Consider the following 15824-nt stretch of genomic DNA (forward strand, 5'->3'; position numbering starts at 1 on the left):
CTCGTGGAGGCGTTGTGCTTTTGCTTGACCGAACCGGGCGTCAGGCGGAGCATTGCCCCCTGCTCACGAATGCAACAAGGATTGCCGGCATGAAAGGCCATACCGAAGTCATCGACTATCTCAAGCACCTGCTCAAGGGCGAGCTGGCTGCGCGCGACCAGTACTTCATTCATTCGCGGCTGTATGAGGACTGGGGCTTCAGCAAGCTCTACGAGCGCATCAATCACGAGATGGAAGAGGAAACCCAGCACGCCGATGCGTTGCTCAAGCGCATCATCTTCCTCGAGGGTGTGCCGGACATGGTTCCCAACGCTTTCACGTTCGGGCAGACCGTACCCGAGGCACTGAAGCTGGATCTGGCCCTGGAATACGAAGTGCGCGCGGCCCTGAGCAAGGGCATCGAACTGTGCGAGAAGCACCAGGATTACCAAACCCGCGACATCCTTCTGGTCCAGCTCAAGGACACCGAGGAAGACCACGCCTACTGGCTGGAGATTCAGTTGCAGCTGATCGACAAGCTGGGGCTGGAGAAGTACCTGCAAAGTCAGATGTAAGCTGACCTGCCAAAAAAGAGCCCCGCATCTGCGGGGCTCTTTCGTTTCAGGTGCGGTCGCGTTCCAGCAACGGTTTGAGGAAGTGCCCGGTGTGTGATGCCGGGTTGTCGGCCACGTCCTCCGGTGTGCCGGTGGCGATGATCATGCCGCCTTTGGAGCCGCCCTCGGGGCCGAGATCCACCAGCCAGTCGGCGGTCTTGATCACGTCCAGGTTGTGCTCGATCACCACCACGGTATTGCCGTGGTCGCGCAGGCGGTGCAGCACGTCCAGCAGTTGCTGGATATCGGCGAAGTGCAGGCCGGTGGTCGGCTCATCGAGGATGTACAGGGTCTTGCCGGTATCGCGCTTGCTCAGTTCGCGACTCAGCTTGACCCGCTGCGCCTCGCCGCCGGACAGGGTGGTCGCGCTCTGGCCCAGCTTGATGTAGGACAGACCGACGTCCATCAGTGTCTGCAGCTTGCGGGCGATGGCCGGCACGGCGTCGAAGAAGGCGCGAGCTTCCTCGATGGTCATGTCCAGCACTTCAGTGATGCTCTTGCCCTTGTACTTCACTTCCAGAGTTTCGCGGTTGTAGCGCTTGCCCTTGCACACGTCGCACGGCACGTAGATGTCCGGCAGAAAGTGCATTTCCACCTTGATCACGCCGTCGCCCTGGCACGCCTCGCAGCGCCCGCCCTTGACGTTGAAGCTGAAACGGCCCGGGCCATAACCGCGCGAGCGCGATTCCGGCACACCGGCGAACAGTTCGCGGATCGGTGTGAACAGGCCTGTGTAGGTTGCCGGGTTGGAGCGCGGCGTGCGGCCGATCGGGCTCTGGTCGATGTCGACCACCTTGTCCAGGTGCTGCAGGCCGTCGAAGGAATCGTGCGGCGCCGCTTCCAGGGTGGTCGCACCGTTCAGTGCCGTAGCCGTGAGCGGGAACAGGGTGTTGTTGATCAGCGTCGACTTGCCCGAGCCGGACACGCCGGTGACGCAGGTGAGCAAGCCCACCGGAATCTCCAGATCGACATTGCGCAGGTTGTTGCCCCGTGCGCCTTTGAGCTTGAGCAGTTTCTTCTTGTCACGCGGGGTGCGCTGCGCCGGATAGCGGATCTTCTCACGGCCGGACAGGTATTTGCCGGTCAGCGAGTCGGGGTGATTCATCACCTCGTCCGGCGTGCCTTCGGCGACGATGCGGCCGCCATGCACACCGGCGCCCGGACCGATATCGACCACGTAATCGGCCATGCGGATGGCGTCCTCGTCGTGCTCGACCACGATCACCGTATTGCCCAGGTTGCGCAGGTGGTTAAGGGTGCCCAGCAGGCGCTCGTTGTCGCGCTGGTGCAGGCCGATGGAGGGCTCATCGAGGATGTACATCACGCCCACCAGGCCGGCGCCGATCTGGCTGGCCAGGCGGATGCGCTGCGCTTCGCCGCCGGACAGGGTGTCGGCGCTGCGATCCAGGGTCAGATAATCGAGGCCGACGTTGACCAGGAACTGCAGGCGTTCGCGGATTTCCTTGAGGATCTTCTCGGCGATCTCGCCGCGCCGCCCGGTCAGGTGCAGGTTGGCGACGTAATCGCAGGCATCGCCGACCGGCAGGCCGGTCACCGCCGGCAGGGTCTTCTCGCCGACCCAGACATGTCGCGCTTCGCGGCGCAGACGCGTGCCCCGGCAATCGGGGCAGGGCTGGGTGCTGAGGAACTTGGCCAGCTCCTCGCGCACGCTGGCCGACTCGGTCTCGCGGTAGCGGCGCTCGAGGTTGGGAATGATGCCCTCGAAGGGGTGCGAACGTTTGACGATGTCGCCGCGGTCGTTGAGGTACTTGAAGTCGACGCTCTGCGTAGCGCTGCCGAACAGAATGACTTTCTGGTGTTCGGCGGCCAGGTCGTCGAAGGGCTCTTCGAGGCTGAAACCATAGTGTGCGGCCAGCGAACCGAGCATCTGGAAGTAGTAGACGTTGCGCCGGTCCCAGCCGCGTATGGCGCCTTCGGCCAGGGTCAGCTCGCCATTGACCAGGCGCTTGGCGTCGAAGAACTGCTTCACGCCCAGGCCGTCGCAGGTCGGGCAGGCGCCGGCCGGGTTGTTGAAGGAGAACAGCTTGGGTTCCAGCTCGCTGATCGAGTGGCCGCAGTGCGGGCAGGCGAAGCGCGCGGAGAAGATGATCTCTTCGCCCGGCTCATCATCCATGGGAGCAATCAGGGCGATGCCGTCGGCCAGGCCGAGGGCGGTCTCGAAAGACTCGGCCAGACGCTGCTGCAGATCTTCACGGACCTTGAAGCGGTCCACCACCACGTCGATGGAGTGCTTCTTCTGCTTGTCCAGCTTGGGCAGCTCGTCCAGCTCATGCAGCTTGCCATTGACCCGTGCGCGGACGAAGCCCTGGGCGCGCAGCTCCTCGAACACCGACAGATGTTCGCCCTTGCGTTCGCGGACCACCGGCGCCAGCAGCATCAGCTTGCGGCCTTCCGGCAGGGCCAGCACCTGGTCGACCATCTGGCTGACGGTTTGCGCTTCGAGTGGCACGTCATGGTCCGGGCAACGCGGAATACCGGCGCGGGCATACAGCAGGCGCAGGTAATCGTAGATTTCGGTGATGGTGCCGACGGTCGAGCGCGGGTTGTGCGAGGTGGATTTCTGTTCGATGGAAATTGCCGGTGACAAGCCTTCGATGGTGTCGACATCGGGCTTTTCCATCATCGACAGGAACTGCCGGGCGTAAGCCGACAGCGACTCGACGTAACGGCGCTGGCCTTCCGCGTAAAGGGTATCGAAGGCCAGGGAGGACTTGCCGGAGCCGGACAGGCCGGTGATCACGATCAGTTTGTCGCGCGGCAGGGTCAGGTCGATGTTTTTCAGGTTGTGGGTGCGGGCCCCACGAATCAGAATCTTGTCCACTTACAACGGGCCTCGCTGGGCGGGCGGAAAACGGTCGAGTATAGGGCTTGCTGCTGCCCTGCGGCAAAGTGTGCGCCTGTGCCGAAACGACGGCGGCTGCTAGAATCGCCGGCTGATTTCCTCAGGGTTCATTCGATGCACGATCCGCACAGCGAGCGCATGAGTAGTAGCGAGACCCGCGCGGCCGGCGGCCTGGCTATGGTGTTCGCGTTTCGTATGCTGGGTATGTTCATGGTGCTGCCGGTGTTGGCCACCTACGGCATGGATCTGGCGGGCAGTACACCGGCGCTGATCGGCCTGGCCATCGGTGCCTATGGTTTGACCCAGGCTGTGCTGCAAATACCCTTCGGCATGCTCAGTGACCGTATCGGCCGACGCCCGGTGATCTACGCTGGCTTGCTGATTTTTGCTGCAGGCAGCGTGCTGGCGGCCAATGCCGATTCGATCTGGGGCGTGATCGCCGGGCGCGTCCTGCAGGGTGCAGGTGCGATCTCCGCGGCGGTAATGGCGTTGTTGTCGGATCTGACTCGCGAGCAGCACCGCACCAAGGCCATGGCCATGATTGGCATGAGCATCGGTCTGTCGTTCGCCGTGGCCATGGTGGTCGGCCCGCTGCTGACTCGCGCCTTCGGCCTGTCCGGGCTGTTCTGGGCGACGGCGGCGATGGCGTTGCTCGGCATCCTGATCGTCGCCGGCATCGTGCCGAAAGACGCCGGCCCGCTGCAGCATCGCGAATCCGGCGTGGCGGCACAGGCGCTGTGGCCGACCCTCAAACATGCCGACCTGCTGCGTCTGGACTTCGCCATCCTGGCCCTGCATGCGGTGCTCATGGCCAGTTTCGTCGCCTTGCCGCTGGCGCTGGTGGAGCAGGGCGGCTTGGTCAAGGAAGAGCACTGGTGGGTGTACCTCACCGCGCTGTTGATCGGCTTCTTCGGCATGGTGCCGTTCATCATCTATGGCGAGAAAAAACGCCAGATGAAGCGCGTGCTGCTCGGTGCCGTCAGCGTGTTGCTGGCTTGTGAGCTCTACTTCGCTTTCTTCGGCAGCAGCCTGCGGGCGCTGGTACTGGGTATCGTGGTGTTCTTCACCGCCTTCAACCTGCTCGAAGCCTCGCTGCCGTCGCTGGTCAGCAAGGTGGCGCCGGCAGGCGGCAAGGGCACTGCGATGGGCGTCTATTCCACCAGCCAGTTCCTCGGCGCAGCCCTGGGCGGCATTCTCGGTGGCTGGCTTTACCAGCACGTAGGCCTGGGCGGTGTGTTCATCGGCTGCGCCGTGCTCTGTGCAATTTGGCTGGCTATTGCTGTTACTATGCGCGAACCGCCGTACGTGACCAGTTTGCGCCTGCCGCTCGATGCCGCGGCACTGGCCGATGTCGGACTGGTCGAACGCCTCAAGGCAACGCCGGGAGTGGCGGACGCCGTGGTGGTGGTCGACGAAGCGGCCATCTATATCAAAGTCGATACCCAACAAGTGGATCGCACGACGCTGGAAAGCCTGATCATATCGGCACCAGCGGCGTGCCGAGTCTAGGAGAACGTTATGGCCCGTGGGGTTAACAAAGTCATTCTGGTCGGCACCTGCGGCCAGGACCCGGAAACACGCTACCTGCCCAGCGGCAACGCGGTCACCAACCTGAGCCTGGCCACCAGCGAGCAGTGGACCGACAAGCAGACCGGGCAGAAGGTCGAGAAGACCGAGTGGCACCGTGTCGCCCTGTTCGGCAAGGTCGCCGAGATCGCCGGCGAGTACCTGCGCAAGGGTTCGCAGGTGTACATCGAAGGCAAGCTGCAGACCCGCGAGTGGGAAAAGGACGGCATCAAGCGCTACACCACCGAGATCATCGTCGACATGCAGGGCACCATGCAGTTGCTGGGCGGTCGTCCGAGCGGTGATGAAGGCGGCGCTCCGCGTCAATCGCGTCCGGCTCCGCAGCGCGAGCCGCAACAGGCCCCGCGTCAGGAGCGTCCTGCTCCGCAGCAGGCCCAGCCAGCGCCTGACTACGACAGCTTCGATGACGATATCCCGTTCTGATCTGAGCGGGCTCTAGCCTATGCGAATGCGCCTGATGCTGCTGGGCGGTGGTAGTGCCCTGGGGCAAGCGCTGATCCGTCTTGGCGCCGAGGAAGACATCGGCTTCCTCGCGCCACGCCCGCCGAAAGATGGCTGGGATGCGGCGAGCCTCACCGAGTTGCTCGACGAGACCCGCCCGGATGCACTGATCAACCTGGCTTACTATTTCGACTGGTTCCAGGCCGAGTCGGTGGCCGATTCGCGCCTGCAGACGCAGGAACGCGCGGTGGAGCGTCTGGCTGAGCTGTGCCAACACCATTCCATCGTCTTGCTGCAGCCGTCCAGCTATCGAGTCTTCGATGGTTCGCGTGTCACCGCATACAGCGAAAAGGAAGAGCCGGTGCCCCTCGGGCTGCGTGGTCAGGCGCTGTGGCGTCTGGAGCAGAGCGTGCGGGCCATATGTCCGCGTCATGTGCTGCTGCGCTTTGGCTGGTTGCTCGATGACAGCCGTGAAGGGTTGCTGGGGCGCTTTCTGCTGCGCGCCGAGCGCGACGATGCGCTCTACCTCGCCGATGACCGGCGTGGCAACCCCACCCCGGTGGACGATGCTGCGCGGGTGATTCTGGCTGTGCTCAAGCAGCTCGATTGCGAGTCGCCCTTGTGGGGCACCTATCATTACGGCGGCCATGAAGCGAGTACGTCGCTGAGCCTGGGGCAGGCAGTGCTGAGCGAGGCGCGTCACTATCGCAGCAATCTGGTCGAGGATGTTGCGCCGCAGGCGCACGCCGCCCGTCCGGATGCAGCCGATGAGCCGCAGCATGCCGTGCTGGCCTGCAAGAAGATTCTTCACACCTTCGGCATCAAGCCGCGCGCCTGGCGCTCCGGCCTGCCGAGCTTACTGGATCGTTACTATCGCCATGGCTGAGTTTCTCGTAACGGGTGGTGCAGGCTTTATCGGTTCAAACCTGGTCGATGCCTTGCTGGCCGCTGGTCACGGGGTGCGCGTGCTGGACAATCTGTCCATGGGCAAGCGCAGCAATCTGCCGCTGGACAACCCGCGTTTGCGCTTCATCGAGGGCGATGTCGCCGATGCCGAGGTGGTCGCGCAGGCGGTGGCAGGTTGTGCAGGGGTAGCGCATCTGGCGGCGGTGGCGTCGGTGCAGGCCTCGGTGGATGATCCGGTGTCCACGCACCAGAGCAATTTCATCGGTACCCTGAATGTCTGCGAGGCTATGCGTCAGCATGGCGTGCGACGCGTGGTCTATGCCTCCAGTGCGGCCATCTATGGCAATAACGGCGAGGGCGTGGCAATCGATGAAGCCACCGCCAAGGCACCGCTGACGCCTTACGCGTCCGACAAGCTGGCCGGCGAACACTACCTGGATTTCTACCGCCGTCAGCATGGCCTGGAACCGGCGGTGTTTCGTTTCTTCAATATCTTCGGGCCGCGCCAGGATCCATCCTCGCCGTACTCCGGGGTGATCAGCATCTTCACCCAACGTGCGCAGCAGGGGCTGCCGATCAGCGTCTTCGGTGATGGTGAGCAGACCCGCGATTTCTTCTATGTCGGTGATCTGGTCATGCTGTTGATGCAGGGCTTGCTCAGCGAGCAGGTGGTGAGTGATCCGCTCAATGTGGGTTGGAGCCAGGCGGTAAGTCTCAACCAATTGCTGGCTGAGATCGGCGTGCTGTGCGGCGGCCTGCCGCCGGTGACGCACTTGCCGGCGCGTGCTGGCGATATTCGCCATTCGCGTGCTGACAATGCGCGCTTGCAGGCTCATTACCACATGCCAGAGCAGACGCCGCTGCGTGAAGGCTTGCGCCAGCTGCTCGGTGTGTGAATCGAGCTCATGAAAAAGCCGGCATGCGCCGGCTTTTTCGTTTCTGCGAGGGTTATCAGAACTTGTAACCCAGGCCGACCATGTAGATGAAGGGGTCTACGTCCACGTCAACCTTGGCCCGCACACCGAGGGCGGTGTTGTCGACGTAGGCGGTGGTGTCGATGTCGATGTAGCGCACCTGGGCGTTGAGCATCAGGCTATCGGTCAGCATGTAGTCGGCCCCCACCTGCCAGGCCAGGCCCCAGGAATTCTTCGCACGGAAATTGTCGAAGCCGTTGGCGCTGGCGGCGCTGCCGACGTGCTCGTCGAAAATCCAGGTGTAGTTGATACCGGCGCCGACATAGGGCTGGAAGGCCGACTTGGCGTCCAGCGGGTAATACACCAGGCTCAGGGTCGGCGGCAGGTGCTTGAGGCTGCCCAGCTTGCCATTGGCTGCATCGAGGACGGTGCCCTTGATCTTCACGTCGTGCTCGAACGGCGTTGCCGCCAGCAACTCGATGCCCAGATTGTCGGTGAGCATGTAGGCGAAGTTCAGGCCCAGCTGGGTGTCACTGCTCATGGTCGCCTTGCCGCCCAGGTCGGTGCCGGCGAGGCCGCCGCGATCAACCTTGACGCTGGAGGAGTCGGCCTCCGGGTTGACGGTGATGGCGCCGGCACGGATGAGGATGTCGCCGGCCTGGTGGGCCTGGGCAACAGGGGCAGCGATGGCGAGGGCCAGCAGCGAGGCAGTGAACAGTGATTTGTACATGGCGAGCTCCAGTTCGAGTCGGTTGTGTCTTTGGCTGGAATCAATGCTAAGCCAAGCAACAATCCACTTTTTGACCTGGCTCAATAGATCGGCGAGCTCTGTTGTGGTGTTTTGTCCATTGCTTCGAATGCGCCTGTAGATGATAATGTTTCTCTTTTTGAAGCAAGCCCGTCTGTCGAGGACCCTCTGCGCATGAATCGCTTCCCCCTCCGTTCCCTGGCCGTGGCACTGATGCTGAGCAGCGGCTCGCTGCTTGCCGCGCCGCTGGATGCTGCGCTCGACGAAAGCCAGCGCCTGGCCGCCGAGGCGAAAGCCTCCCAGGGCCGTGTCGAACAGCTGGATGACGCCAGCCGTGAGATGCTCAATGAGTACCGAAATGCCCTGCAGCAGGCTGAGGCTTTGAAAGGTTATAACAGTCAACTTCGTGACCTGGTCGAAGCCCAGCGTCAGGAACTGGCCAGTTATCAGAAGCAGCTCGATGGCATCGAACGTACCCAGGAAGCGGTGAGCCCGCAGATGGTCAAGATGGTCGAGGTGCTGGGTGAGTTCATCGCCGCCGATCTGCCGTTCCTGCCCGAAGAACGTGAAGACCGTCTGGCTCAGCTGCAGGATCTGCTGCCGCGCGCCGACGTCAGCCTGGCCGACAAATACCGCCGCATCCTCGAGGCCTACCAGATCGAGAGCGACTACGGTCGCACCCTGGAAGCCTGGCGTGGCGAGCTGAACCAGGCCGATGGCGGCTCGCGTAGCGTCGAATTCCTGCGCCTGGGCCGCAGCATGCTCTATTACCAGACCCTCGATGCCCACGAGAGCGGCTGGTGGAACCCGCAGTCCAAGGCCTGGGAAGTGCTTGGCGGTAGCGCGCGTCGCCCGTTGACCCAGGCCATCGCCATTGCCCGTCAGCAACAGGCGCCCGCCGTGCTGTCCCTGCCGATCAAGACCCTGGCCGAGGAGGCCGCACAATGAGTCGTCGTGTTGTAGCCGTACTGGCGCTCAGCCTGTTACCGGCCCTGGCCGCCGTAGCCGAAACCCTCAGCCCCGATCAACTGCTGCAGCGCATTCGCAGCGAGCGCGCTGCTGAAGTCAGCGCCATGCAGGAGCGCGAGCAGGCCTTCCTGGCCAAGCGTAGCGAGCAGGCGCAGTTGCTGGCTGCCGCGCGTTCCGCGCTGAATACCCAGAAAACCGAAAGCGAGCGTCTGAAGGCCGAGTTCGACCGTCAGGAGGCTGAGCTGGCCGAGCAGGAAAAACTGCTGGCGCAGCGTGTCGGTCACCTCGGTGAACTGTTCGGTGTGGTACGCCAGAGTGCCGGTGATGTCGCCGGGCAATGGCAGGACAGCCTGCTCAACGCCCAGTATCCGGAGCGTCTGAAGCGCCTCAAGGCATTGGCTGAAAGCCGCTCGCTGCCGTCCGCCGACGATCTCGACGGCTATTGGATGCTGCTGCTCGAAGACCTGGCCGCCAGCGGCCGTATCGAGCGCGTGCAACTGCCGGTGGTGAATACCGATGGTTCGCGCCAGGAGCAGCAGGTGCTACGTGTCGGCGCCTTCGCCGTCTATGGCGAGGATGCCTTCCTGCGCTACGACGCCGATGCCGGGCAACTGGTGGCGCCGCTGCGTCAGCCCTCCGGCCTGGGCCAGGTCAAGGACTACCTGAGCAGCACCGATGCGCTCGCCACGCTGCCCATCGACCCTAGCCGTGGCAGCCTGCTGGCGCAGCTGCAGCAGCAGCCGGGCTTCTGGGCGCGCCTGCAACAGGGTGGCCTGGTTGGCTGGGTGATCGTCGCCCTCGGCCTGTTCGGCCTGGCACTGGCAATCTGGCGGATGGTCTACCTGCAGCGCGTGTCCGCCTCGGTCAAGGCGCAGATGCGCGACCTCAGCACGCCACGCGCCGACAACCCGCTGGGCCGGGTGATCGGCGTGCTGGGGCCGAAGCCGCAACTGGCGGATCTGGAAACCCTGGAGCTAAAGCTGGACGAGGCAATTCTGCAGGAAACCCCGCCGCTGGAGCGTGGCGTCGGTCTGCTCAAGCTGCTCGCCGCCGTGGCACCGCTGCTCGGCCTGCTGGGCACCGTGACCGGCATGATCGTCACCTTCCAGGCCATCACCCAGAGCGGTGGCGGCGACTCGCGGCTGATGGCCGACGGCATCTCCCAGGCGCTGGTGACCACGGTGCAGGGCCTGGTGGTGGCGATTCCGCTGCTGTTCCTGCACAGCCTGCTGGCCAGCCGTAGCAAGGGCCTGATCCAGATTCTGGAGCAGCAGAGCGCCGGCCTCATTGCCCTGCACCTGTCGGGAGCGCCGCGCCGTGACTGACCTGTTCGCCTTCTGGCTGCGTGCAGTCGACAGTGCCCATGCACTGCTCGACTTCATGAGCGCTGGCGGCGTGGTGATGTGGGCGCTGGCAGTGCTCTGCGTGGTGTTCTGGACCCTGGTGTTCGAGCGCTTCTGGTACATGCGCAGGATTTTCCCGCGCTGGGTGCAGGAGCGCCGTGAGGCCTGGCAACAGGTGCTCGCCGATGACAACGGCAACTGGCAGCGCGCCGTGCGCCTGGCCTGGCTGGCGCAGGCGCGTCAGCAACTGGCAGCGCCGCTGCGTCTGGGCAAGACCCTGGTGGCGCTGTATCCGCTGCTGGGGTTGCTCGGCACCGTGCTCGGCATGATCGCCGTGTTCGACGTGCTCGCCCTCAACGGCACCGGTAACCCACGCGGCATGGCCGCAGGCGTCTGGCAGGCGACCCTGCCGACCATGGCCGGCATGGTTCTGGCCATTCCTGGATTGTTCAGCCTGGCGCGCCTCGAACGCGAAGCCAGCCAGGCCATCGAGCGGCTGGCCGACCAGCTGCGTCACGACTGAGATCGCCCAACATGAGAATGCGTCGTCACCACCAGCAGGACGAAGACACCGGTATCGACCTCACGCCGATGCTCGACGTGGTCTTCATCATGCTGATCTTCTTCATCGTTACCAGCTCCTTTATCCGCGAGTCTGGCGTCGAGGTGCAGCGCCCGCAGGCGGAAACCGCCAGCCCGCAGGACAAGGGCAATATCCTCATCGCCGTGACTGCCGACGGGCAGATCTGGATGGACAAGCAGCCGGTGGACATTCGCAGCGTGCGCGCCCATGTCGAGCGCATGCGCGTCGACCAGCCGGAAGGCGCCGTGGTGGTGCAGGCCGATCAGGATGCGCGTACCGGCCTGGTCGTCCAGGTGATGGATCAGGCGCGTCTGGCTGGCGTGCAGGATGTTGCCCTGGCTGCCGGTAGCGGAGTCAACTGATGCGCCTGCCGCTGTCTTTTCTCGGCGCCTGCCTGATGGCCTTGGGGCTGTTCGCCCTGATGCTGTACATGGTCGCGCCACCGAGCGCCAAGGTGAACCAGGACCCGGTCAGCGTGGCCAACTTCGTGCGCATGGACGGTAACGCCAGCGAGACCGCCAGCCGCACCCGTCAGCAGGCACCGCAGCCGCCGCAACCGCAGACGCCGCAGCCCCCCACGCCGCCGACGCCGCAAACGGCCACGCCAAATGCCAACCTGCCGGCGCTGGATATTCAGCTGCCCAGCCTGGCCAGCGGTATTGCCGTCAACAGCGCGCCGGCACCGAGTCTGTCCGGCCTTGCGCCGGGTGCTCCAGCGCCGACGCCACCGAGCGAGGCCGCCGAGTCCGGTGGGCAGATGGGCGGTATGGAGAGCGAAGTCATGCCGCTCAACGACGTGCGCCCGGAATACCCGCGTTATGCGCTGCAGCGTGGCATCGAAGGTTTCGTCAAACTGGCTTTCACCATCAATCGCTCTGGCAACGTGGAGAACATCCGCGTGCTGGAGGCCAACCCGCGTAATGTCTTCGAGCGCGAAGCGCGCCGTGCTGCGTCTCGCTGGCGCTTCGCGCCACGCACCGAGGGTGGCCTGGCGGTGGACCGCGAGGCGGTGAAAACCCTCTACTTCCGTCTGGAAAGGAGCTGACCATGTACCGTTGGTTGTTGCTCGTGATGCTCAGTGCTGTGGCCGTGCCTGGCATGGCCCAGCAGACCGTCGACCCGGCCGTGTTCAAGGCCCTGAACACGGCGCAGGTTGCGCAGCAGAAGGGCGACTATGCCGCCGCACGACGTGTGCTGGATGACGTCCAGGCCAAGAGCGGCAGCCTCGAAGAGGCACTGGTCTGGCGCAGCAAGGCCTACGTGGCCTGGTCTGCTGGCAACAACGGCCAGGCCATCGACTGGCTGGACAAGGCCGTGCGCAGCGGCAAGCTCGACGAACAGATGCTCGCCGGCGAACGCCTCAACTTGGCCAAGCTCAACCTGGGCGAGCGCCGCTACGCCAAGGTCGTCGAGTTGCTGGCGCCGAATCAGAGCAGTGCCTCCGAGGAGGTACTGCAGATGCTGGTGCAGGCCTATCAGGGCATGAACCAGCCGGCCAAGGCGCTGCCCCTGGCCGAGCGTTACGTGCAGGCCAATCCCAAGGCCGCCGATATCTGGCTGCAGTTTCTGGTGGGGGCCAATGCCGACCTCAAGCGCTATGCCCAGGCCGAGCGCTGGCAGCGTCAATTGCTGACGCGCCAGCCGAACGATGCCAAGGGCTGGCGCCAACTGGCCGGTCTGCAGCAGATGGCCGGCAGCAACGACAAGGCGCTGGCGACCCTGCGTGCGGCACACAGCAAGGGCCTGCGCTTCAGCGAGGCGGAACTGGACAACCTGGTGCTGCTCGCAGGCGCCGCCGATCAACCCTGGCAGGGTGCCAAGCTGCTCGCTGGCATGCTCGACAGCGGTCTGCTGGCCAATACCGCAGCTCGCCAGGAGCGTCTGGGCCTGTTCTGGTGGCAGGCGCGCGATCGCGCCGCAGCGGTGCGCGTGCTGCGCCCGTTGGCCGAACGCAGCGGCAACGGCAAGCACTGGCTGTACGTCGCTCAGCTGGAGCTGGAGCAGTCGCGCTGGCAGGCTGGCCTGGATGCGCTGGCGCGCGCCGAACGTGGCGGTGCCGAGCGGGCCAAGGTGCGCTCCTGGCGTCAGTGGGCGGAAAGTGAGCTGCGTTTCGAGCGAGAAAATAGGGTAGCCAGTCGCAGTTGAGTCGTTCTCGGTGCGCACGGCGCACCCTACCGTAGGGTGCGCCGTATGCACCAAGAAAAAGCCAGACCTAGTGTCTGGCTTTTTCTTGGGTGGCGTATCTCTGTAGGAGCGGATTTATCCGCGAATCTTTTCGCGGCTGAAGCCGCTCCTACAGCCACACCTACGAATGCCCCGGCAGGGGTCAGCTATCCGGCAGTTCGTAGGCGTAGATCTTGTCCGCTTCCATCTGGTAACCGACCTCGGCCAGCTCGCTGCTGACATGCTCGGTTTTCAGCGGGCCTTCCACCCAGAAGGGCTGGTACAGCGCATCGAGCAGCACGCCGAGTTCGCTGGTGACATGCACGATCTGGTTCGACGGCGGTGGCGGCACGTGGATGCAGGCGCCGAAGTAGGGCACCAGCAAAAACTCCACCACCCGGCCTTCGTCTGTCACATCCAGCGGTACGATATAGCCGGGCAGTTTCACCTGCTGGCCATTGAGCTCCTTGACCACCGGGGCGGCCGGCGATTGCTGCATGGCGGCCGGGCCGGATTCGGCCAGGGCGTCGGCCAACTGCGAAAGATCGTGGATCGGCGCGGGGTTGATAACCTGCGGCGGAGCATCCGGCGGAATCAGCTCCGACCAGGTGATTTCGCGCACATCGGCGGCGGCCAGCGGCAGGGCCAGCGTCAGCAGCAGGCTGGCGAGCAGGGGGCGGAACATGGATTACCTCTGTGCAGTGATTCGCCTGCACAGTGTACAGGCGAATCGCACCTTACAGGCGTATCGACAGGCCATCGGCGAGTGACTGCCGATAGGCCCGCCAGGCCGGTACGCTGCCCATCGCCACGGCGGCGGCGAGAATGCCGCCAAGCAGTTTCCATTCGTAACTCGACGGCGCGCTGAGTGCCAGATACAGACCGTAATTGGCCTGGACGAAACCCTGGCTGCCGGCGATGCCCAGATAGAGCAGCGCGACACCGAAGGCCACACCTGCCAGCGCCAGAGTGAAGGCCTCCAGCACCAGCAGACTGGCGATATGCCAGGGGCGAGCGCCCACCGAACGCAGGATGGCCATCTCCCGACGACGTTCGTTGAGGCTGGTGAGAATGGCCGTAAGCATGCCGATCAGACCGGTCAGCACGACGAACAGCGAGACCACGAACAGCGCCTGTTCGGCGGTGCCCATCAGGCTCCACAGCTCCTGCAGGGCGACACCCGGCAGGATGGCCAGCAGTGGTTCGCCACGGAACTCGTTGATCTCCCGTTGCAGGCTGAAGGTGGCGATCTTGCTGTTGAGACCGAGCATGAACGCGGTGATCTGCTTCGGCTGCAGGTCCATGGCGCGTGCCTGATCCGCGCTGATCTGCGCCGCGCCGCGTGCCGGCATGCCGTTCTGCCAGTCGATATGCAGCGCCTCCATCCCGGCCAGGGAGATGTGCAGCGTGCGGTCCACCGGGGTGCCGGTGCGGGCGAGGATGCCGACCACGGTGAACGGCTTGTCGTCGTGCTTGACCAGGCTGATGCGGGCCACGCCGTGGGCCAGGACGATCTCCTCGCCGAGGCCGTAGCCCAGCGCCTGCGCCACTTCCGCGCCCAGTACCACCTCGAACGGGTCGTCGGCAAACTCGCGACCCTGGGCCAGTTGCAGCGCCTGGCTGCGGGCGTAGCGATAGTGCTCGAAATAGGCGGCGCTGGTGCCCATCACCCGGTAGCCGCGGAGCGAGTCGCCGAGGGAGATGGGGATGGCCCATTTGACCTGGCGGTGCTCGGCGAAGCGCTCGAAGCTGTCCCAGCGGATATTGTTGGTGGCGTTGCCGATGCGAAACACCGAGTACAGCAGCAGATTGACGCTGCCCGAGCGCGCGCCGACGATCAGGTCAGTACCGCTGATGGTGTTGGCGAAGCTGGCGCGCGCCTCGGTGCGCACGCGCTCGACGGCCAGCAGCAGGCACACCGACAGGGCGATGGCGAACACCGTGAGCAGGGCGGTGAAACGACGGTTGGCCAGGCTGGCCAGGGCGATGCGGATCAGGTGCATCTCAGGCCTCCTGGGCGCGCGTGGCGCGGTTCAGTTCGCCCAGCGACAAGCTGCGGTCGAACAGCGGGGCCAGACTCTGGTCGTGGCTGACGAACAGCAGGCTGGCGCCGGCGGCGCGGCATTCGGCGAACAACAGTTGCAGGAAGGCTTCGCGGGCGTCGAAGTCCAGCGCCGAGGTGGGTTCGTCGGCGATCACCAGTTCCGGCTGGCCAATCAGTGCGCGCGCTGCAGCAACGCGTTGTTGCTGGCCGATGGACAGCTCGTCGGCACGGCGGCCGAGCAGCTCGGCGCGCAGCCCCAGATGGTCGAGCAGGGCAGCGGCTGCAGCATCGATGCTGCCATGGCGCTGGCGCGCGCGCTCGGCGCGCAAGCGCGAGAAGCGGCAGGGCAGCTCAACGTTCTCGCGCACTGAGAGAAAGGGCAGCAGGTTGAACTGCTGGAAGATGTAGCCGGTGTGATCGACACGGAAGCGATCACGGGCACCCGCCGAAAGCTGGCCCAGGTCCTGGCCGAGCAGGCGGATGTGTCCGTGCTGGGCCTTCTGCACGCCACCGAGCAGGCCGAGTAGGGTGGTCTTGCCGCTGCCGCTGGGGCCCTTGAGAAACAGGGTCTCGCCAGGCGCCAGGGTGAAATGGGGAATATCCAGCAACTGCGCCTGGCCAGGCCAGGCGAAGCCGAGATCGGCGAGTTCGATCAGAGGTTGGGTCATGG

At 64.6% G+C, this 15824-nt stretch carries 16 protein-coding genes; 11 read left to right on the top strand and 5 right to left on the bottom strand.

Annotated elements, in window-relative coordinates; translation table 11 throughout:
- Positions 1 to 89: 89 nt before the first annotated feature.
- Positions 90 to 554 carry a bacterioferritin gene (bfr, locus tag BLS08_RS24765; RefSeq protein ID WP_017675606.1) on the top strand — a complete coding sequence of 155 codons (465 nt, stop codon included), beginning with the start codon at positions 90 to 92 and terminating at the stop codon, positions 552 to 554.
- A gap of 46 nt (positions 555 to 600) precedes the next feature.
- On the opposite strand, the gene uvrA is transcribed toward bfr, so the two are convergent.
- Complete coding sequence (uvrA, locus tag BLS08_RS24770) at positions 601 to 3435, bottom strand: excinuclease ABC subunit UvrA (protein ID WP_090337637.1); 2835 nt, start codon at positions 3433 to 3435, stop codon at positions 601 to 603.
- Positions 3436 to 3570: 135 nt separating this feature from the next.
- Here uvrA and BLS08_RS24775 point away from each other — a divergent pair, with 135 nt between their 5' ends.
- From BLS08_RS24775 to BLS08_RS24790, 4 genes are read left to right on the top strand one after another with little or no spacing between them, the layout of a single operon-like run.
- A complete protein-coding gene (locus tag BLS08_RS24775) occupies positions 3571 to 4965 on the top strand; it encodes an MFS transporter (RefSeq protein WP_017675604.1) in 1395 nt (464 codons plus the stop codon).
- Positions 4966 to 4974: 9 nt separating this feature from the next.
- On the top strand, positions 4975 to 5466 hold the full coding sequence (locus tag BLS08_RS24780; RefSeq protein WP_003463262.1) for a single-stranded DNA-binding protein: 492 nt from the start codon (positions 4975 to 4977) through the stop codon (positions 5464 to 5466).
- Between the two features lie 19 nt (positions 5467 to 5485).
- Positions 5486 to 6370: a sugar nucleotide-binding protein gene (locus tag BLS08_RS24785; protein ID WP_059392672.1), complete on the top strand. Its 885-nt coding sequence runs from the start codon at positions 5486 to 5488 to the stop codon at positions 6368 to 6370.
- On the top strand, positions 6363 to 7286 hold the full coding sequence (locus BLS08_RS24790; RefSeq protein ID WP_017675602.1) for an NAD-dependent epimerase/dehydratase family protein: 924 nt from the start codon (positions 6363 to 6365) through the stop codon (positions 7284 to 7286). Before BLS08_RS24785 ends, BLS08_RS24790 begins: the two co-directional genes overlap by 8 nt.
- A gap of 55 nt (positions 7287 to 7341) precedes the next feature.
- Here BLS08_RS24790 and BLS08_RS24795 read toward each other — a convergent pair whose 3' ends face one another.
- Positions 7342 to 8034 carry an OmpW/AlkL family protein gene (locus BLS08_RS24795; protein WP_017675601.1) on the bottom strand — a complete coding sequence of 231 codons (693 nt, stop codon included), beginning with the start codon at positions 8032 to 8034 and terminating at the stop codon, positions 7342 to 7344.
- Positions 8035 to 8226: 192 nt separating this feature from the next.
- On the opposite strand from BLS08_RS24795, the gene BLS08_RS24800 reads away from it, so the two are divergent.
- Genes BLS08_RS24800 through BLS08_RS24825 form a run of 6 tightly spaced genes read left to right on the top strand, consistent with a single transcriptional unit; the run spans position 8227 to position 13092 of the window.
- A complete protein-coding gene (locus tag BLS08_RS24800; RefSeq protein ID WP_090337639.1) occupies positions 8227 to 9000 on the top strand; it encodes a DUF3450 domain-containing protein in 774 nt (257 codons plus the stop codon).
- Complete coding sequence (locus BLS08_RS24805) at positions 8997 to 10346, top strand: MotA/TolQ/ExbB proton channel family protein (RefSeq protein ID WP_090337641.1); 1350 nt, start codon at positions 8997 to 8999, stop codon at positions 10344 to 10346. The genes BLS08_RS24800 and BLS08_RS24805 overlap by 4 nt, the downstream gene beginning before the upstream one ends.
- On the top strand, positions 10339 to 10887 hold the full coding sequence (locus tag BLS08_RS24810) for a MotA/TolQ/ExbB proton channel family protein (protein WP_003463249.1): 549 nt from the start codon (positions 10339 to 10341) through the stop codon (positions 10885 to 10887). The genes BLS08_RS24805 and BLS08_RS24810 overlap by 8 nt, the downstream gene beginning before the upstream one ends.
- An 11-nt stretch (positions 10888 to 10898) precedes the next feature.
- Positions 10899 to 11309, top strand: a complete 411-nt coding sequence (locus BLS08_RS24815) for an ExbD/TolR family protein (RefSeq protein ID WP_021489595.1) — start codon at positions 10899 to 10901, stop codon at positions 11307 to 11309.
- Entirely contained in the window at positions 11309 to 11992 is a 684-nt protein-coding gene (locus BLS08_RS24820) for an energy transducer TonB (protein ID WP_017675596.1), read from the top strand. The genes BLS08_RS24815 and BLS08_RS24820 overlap by 1 nt, the downstream gene beginning before the upstream one ends.
- Before the next feature lie 2 nt (positions 11993 to 11994).
- Positions 11995 to 13092, top strand: coding sequence for a tetratricopeptide repeat protein (locus BLS08_RS24825; protein WP_090337643.1), 1098 nt, complete (start codon positions 11995 to 11997; stop codon positions 13090 to 13092).
- Between the two features lie 181 nt (positions 13093 to 13273).
- On the opposite strand, the gene BLS08_RS24830 is transcribed toward BLS08_RS24825, so the two are convergent.
- The 3 genes from BLS08_RS24830 to BLS08_RS24840 are packed head-to-tail and all read right to left on the bottom strand — an operon-like array spanning position 13274 to position 15822.
- Positions 13274 to 13795: a DUF3299 domain-containing protein gene (locus tag BLS08_RS24830; protein WP_017675594.1), complete on the bottom strand. Its 522-nt coding sequence runs from the start codon at positions 13793 to 13795 to the stop codon at positions 13274 to 13276.
- Positions 13796 to 13847: 52 nt separating this feature from the next.
- Entirely contained in the window at positions 13848 to 15113 is a 1266-nt protein-coding gene (locus BLS08_RS24835; RefSeq protein WP_090337645.1) for an ABC transporter permease, read from the bottom strand.
- 1 nt (position 15114) lies between these two features.
- Complete coding sequence (locus tag BLS08_RS24840) at positions 15115 to 15822, bottom strand: ABC transporter ATP-binding protein (protein WP_090337646.1); 708 nt, start codon at positions 15820 to 15822, stop codon at positions 15115 to 15117.
- Positions 15823 to 15824 lie beyond the last annotated feature (2 nt).

Origin of the sequence: Ectopseudomonas chengduensis (assembly GCF_900102635.1) — a bacterium.
Taxonomy (GTDB): Bacteria; Pseudomonadota; Gammaproteobacteria; order Pseudomonadales; family Pseudomonadaceae; genus Aquipseudomonas; species Aquipseudomonas chengduensis.

Coding starts and splice junctions, on each gene's coding strand:
- bfr (WP_017675606.1), top strand. CDS start 90: ATGAAAGGCCATACCGAAGTCATCGACTATCTCAAGCACCTGCTCAAG.
- BLS08_RS24775 (WP_017675604.1), top strand. CDS start 3,571: ATGCACGATCCGCACAGCGAGCGCATGAGTAGTAGCGAGACCCGCGCG.
- BLS08_RS24780 (WP_003463262.1), top strand. CDS start 4,975: ATGGCCCGTGGGGTTAACAAAGTCATTCTGGTCGGCACCTGCGGCCAG.
- BLS08_RS24785 (WP_059392672.1), top strand. CDS start 5,486: ATGCGAATGCGCCTGATGCTGCTGGGCGGTGGTAGTGCCCTGGGGCAA.
- BLS08_RS24790 (WP_017675602.1), top strand. CDS start 6,363: ATGGCTGAGTTTCTCGTAACGGGTGGTGCAGGCTTTATCGGTTCAAAC.
- BLS08_RS24795 (WP_017675601.1), bottom strand. CDS start 8,034: ATGTACAAATCACTGTTCACTGCCTCGCTGCTGGCCCTCGCCATCGCT.
- BLS08_RS24800 (WP_090337639.1), top strand. CDS start 8,227: ATGAATCGCTTCCCCCTCCGTTCCCTGGCCGTGGCACTGATGCTGAGC.
- BLS08_RS24805 (WP_090337641.1), top strand. CDS start 8,997: ATGAGTCGTCGTGTTGTAGCCGTACTGGCGCTCAGCCTGTTACCGGCC.
- BLS08_RS24815 (WP_021489595.1), top strand. CDS start 10,899: ATGAGAATGCGTCGTCACCACCAGCAGGACGAAGACACCGGTATCGAC.
- BLS08_RS24820 (WP_017675596.1), top strand. CDS start 11,309: ATGCGCCTGCCGCTGTCTTTTCTCGGCGCCTGCCTGATGGCCTTGGGG.
- BLS08_RS24825 (WP_090337643.1), top strand. CDS start 11,995: ATGTACCGTTGGTTGTTGCTCGTGATGCTCAGTGCTGTGGCCGTGCCT.
- BLS08_RS24830 (WP_017675594.1), bottom strand. CDS start 13,795: ATGTTCCGCCCCCTGCTCGCCAGCCTGCTGCTGACGCTGGCCCTGCCG.
- BLS08_RS24835 (WP_090337645.1), bottom strand. CDS start 15,113: ATGCACCTGATCCGCATCGCCCTGGCCAGCCTGGCCAACCGTCGTTTC.
- BLS08_RS24840 (WP_090337646.1), bottom strand. CDS start 15,822: ATGACCCAACCTCTGATCGAACTCGCCGATCTCGGCTTCGCCTGGCCT.